The organism is Paenibacillus alginolyticus DSM 5050 = NBRC 15375 (assembly GCF_000422905.1).
GTDB classification, from domain to species: domain Bacteria; phylum Bacillota; class Bacilli; order Paenibacillales; family NBRC-103111; genus Paenibacillus_E; species Paenibacillus_E alginolyticus.
This window is the reverse complement of record NZ_AUGY01000203.1, coordinates 1-3,239: the sequence shown is the minus strand read 5'-3', so window position 1 is coordinate 3,239 and position 3,239 is coordinate 1. Positions and strand designations below refer to the sequence as shown.

General features: G+C 39.7%; 4 protein-coding genes. All 4 read right to left on the bottom strand.

The annotated features are described in order from the left end of the window. Window positions 1–116: 116 nt before the first annotated feature. Entirely contained in the window at window positions 117–1,106 is a 990-nt protein-coding gene (locus G519_RS0138050) for a phosphotransferase enzyme family protein (RefSeq protein WP_029198987.1), read from the bottom strand. Window positions 1,107–1,393: 287 nt separating this feature from the next. Beyond that, on the bottom strand, window positions 1,394–1,816 hold the full coding sequence (locus tag G519_RS0138045) for a GNAT family N-acetyltransferase (RefSeq protein ID WP_029198986.1): 423 nt from the start codon (window positions 1,814–1,816) through the stop codon (window positions 1,394–1,396). Between the two features lie 162 nt (window positions 1,817–1,978). Further along, the gene (locus G519_RS46695) at window positions 1,979–2,347 is read right to left on the bottom strand and encodes a hypothetical protein (RefSeq protein WP_051254091.1); all 369 of its coding nucleotides are present in this window, start codon (window positions 2,345–2,347) and stop codon (window positions 1,979–1,981) included. A gap of 139 nt (window positions 2,348–2,486) precedes the next feature. Then, window positions 2,487–3,200, bottom strand: a complete 714-nt coding sequence (locus G519_RS46690) for a reverse transcriptase domain-containing protein (RefSeq protein WP_051254089.1) — start codon at window positions 3,198–3,200, stop codon at window positions 2,487–2,489. Between the last annotated feature and the right edge of the window lie 39 nt (window positions 3,201–3,239).

Sequence of the window (3,239 nt, the reverse complement as noted above, 5' to 3'; positions counted from 1 at the left end):
AGACGCAGCCTTTTGAAAAAAACGTCATAGCTGCGCCTAATTTCGTATTGCCATTTTTAGCTCTCAGCTATGTGAGATTTTCAGGGTAGTTCAATAATATCTGCAATTTCAGTTGTTCAAAACTCGTCGATCAACGAAATTCCTTTTGTAATCCGCATGCGACTATCTTGCAAAAAATCGCGTGTCCAATCGTCTGGTTGACTTAAATCCCAGCTCCGGTGCATACCGACGAATACGATAATTTCTCGTAATCTAAGGAAGAGCCCAAGCTGTTCCTTCCAGCCGTCAGGCATTTGACAACCATCCTCTGTATAACCTTGCTCGAAATGTTTAATGAAAAGTTCGTACTGTAACTTCCGTTCCGACTTCGAATCTTCCCCGAATACATACAGCAAGTAATAGAGCTGGATGGCAATGTCTTCGGTATACCAACTGTACTGGCATTCGTCGAAGTCGAAGAGCGTCATTTCCCCTGACTCATCAACTGTGAAATTTCCTACATTAATATCCCCGTGAATTATACCGAAATTATCAGCAGTTACAGTTAGGCTAGCCAAATGTGATTTAAGTTCATCAAGGGCAAGAAGAATTGGTTGCTGCTCTGACGAAATATAATTTCTGGCCCGTAAGAGGTATTCATTATTCTCCCACGTATGTCTTTTGGCCGTAGGTTTGTACTCCTTAGCAAGATCATGGAGACGGCCGGTCATGCGTCCGCATTGTTCATAAAGTATGGAATTACCTAGGCATTCTGGGTATCCAATTTTACGACCGGGTGCGTGTCTGAAGGAGGTCACGTAGAAATCAATCATATTTCCTTGGATTCGTTCGAAGTCCTTTCCATCAATCGAATGTACCGAATCCGAGACCGACAAACCATTCTCAGAAAGATAACGAATCCATTCTATTTCAGCTGCAAGTCCGTCCCAAGTGCGAAGATTGCTCGGGGTAAAACGGAGAATATATTTCAATTCATCGCGATTATAGGAATAAATAAAGTTCTGAAAGCCTCCAATGAAAGTTAAATCCTTTAGGCTGACGCCAAAACGCGCAGCGCCTTCTATGGCATGTTCGTCCAGGAACATTGATTTTATTTTTGGGTCCATGAGTTCTCCTTGGTATTTGAGTCGTGATTGAACAATCGAATGAACTTTTCCCAAACTCCGGTTGTTACCTCAATTAAATAAAATGAATGCCTGGTGACATGTGAAAGCCTCACTTTCGGGAAATCTTTATTTCATAATAATCATACTAATCCAGATTTTTACAGTCAACGAAAATTGATTGAGCCATTACGTTAACCCACCCGTCCCTCAATAAACAAAAAAGGAGCTGCCGCGATGAAGCAAGCCCCTCAACTATAGTTTTCAGTTAGCGCAACGAAATAGCTTTTCTATTCGATGTCTTTTTTCAAATAATAATGAGTGTGCCTGCCAGCGTTATGTATTGTTCCAAACACTTCAAAACCTTGTTTTTTGTAAAAATCTAACCCTTGAAAGCTCAAGGTATCTAGCTTTATGAAATCACATTTTTTCTCTTTAGCAATTTGTTCAGCTTCCGAGAGTAGTTTCTTCCCATATCCTAATTTTCGATAGACGTCATCCACAAAAAGATACTGTACCTCTAACCAATTCCAGCATAATTCACCCACCAGTCCACCGTAAACATTCCCGTCAACATCTTTCAAATACAGGTTAACAACTTGATATCTGCCCTTCAAATCATCCGGGAAATGCTTTAAGTTAAATTCAATCATTTTGTTTACGACATACAACTTGTCGGTATTATTCGTCTCATCATATATTTGCAACTCCATGCGAATCTCTCCTGTTCAAACACGAGGTATATTGTGACTTTAGTTTACCATCAACCTCCAGAATTTGGACGTATAAAACATATATAATTAAACTATACTCCCGTTAGCGTAACAAAGGCTGCCGAACATCATGGCAGCCTAGTCGTAGTGTCTTTTATTCCGCTATCGTCTGAATTTCTTTGCTGCCCAGAATCCTCCTACTAGTAATATGAGACCACCCCACATCCACTGTTTGAACTCCGTATCTTTTTTCACAGCTCGCTCAACCATTCGTTCGATTCGATCATTCAACTTTTCTCTTTCTTCTGAAGTTAAATTTGGATTTTTTAGTTGGTCTGCAAAACTATCTATTGCTTTATCGATAGCGCTAAATACTTTTTCCTGTACTTTGCTACCTTCTTGAATGAATTTGAATACAGCAGGGACATATTTTTGTAAGACTTCAAGGTCTTCGGTAGTTAATTTTGTTGTATCGTATTGGTTGTTTTTGAGCTTTGCAAAAGAATTTTCAAACGCATTGATTTCGCTCATTAAGGAGCCTCCTATTTATTACCTGTTCCCGTTATAACCACAATCCGAAAACAGCATCCATTACTTTTCGTTATCTAAATTTATCACGAATAATATATTGAAACTACAAAAAGTTTTTTCCGCTAACCTGCCAGATAGCTTAATGAGGCTTCCACTTGTTCAGTTTTTCCACCATCAATTTTAGTGACCATTGGAGTCCGCCTCTTGGAGACGTTTCTTCTTTCACACATAGACGTATCTTCTTCATTGCTTTCTTTAATGGAAAACTTCGAAGTCTATACATAACTCCGTTTTTATGAAGATACGGCATTTTTCGATGGTGAAAACCAAGGAAGTCAAACCCGTCCTCGTTCTTCCAAAGACGTACTAACTTCGACTTGCTAGTATTCATGGTTAGTTCCAGTTTCCCAAAGATGAACTTAAGGATTCGAATTGATTCGAGGGTCTGCGGTTTGAACCTGCATAAAATGAATAGATCAACAGCATACCTAATCAGTTTTCCAAGATGAGAAAACCGCTTTTCCCAAATAGTATCAAGGTAGTTCAGATAGACATTGGCAAGTAACGGAGATATCACTCCGCCCTGCGGACTTCCGATTTCCGTTTTGTGCCAAATCCCTTCCTTCATTACACCTGCTTCAAGCCATTGCCTAATTAATTTCAGAATGCGCTTGTCACAGATACGCTCTTCTACCAGTCTCAATAGTTTGCTATGCGAGATGTTAACGAAATAGCTCGTAATATCTACGTCGACTACCCAATTTTTGTTACCATTTGTACAGTTCGGTCTTTGATCGTCGGAACGGTCAATGCAAAATGCACATTTAGTCAATTCGCATTTAGGAATGGTCACGATCAGTCATCCGTTTCATCCCCTACAAGGTCAAAGCTT

Bases quoted from the DNA above. Each gene is read 5' to 3' on its own strand.
- G519_RS0138050 (WP_029198987.1), bottom strand. From the start codon at position 1,106: ATGGACCCAAAAATAAAATCAATGTTCCTGGACGAACATGCCATAGAA.
- G519_RS0138045 (WP_029198986.1), bottom strand. From the start codon at position 1,816: ATGGAGTTGCAAATATATGATGAGACGAATAATACCGACAAGTTGTAT.
- G519_RS46695 (WP_051254091.1), bottom strand. From the start codon at position 2,347: ATGAGCGAAATCAATGCGTTTGAAAATTCTTTTGCAAAGCTCAAAAAC.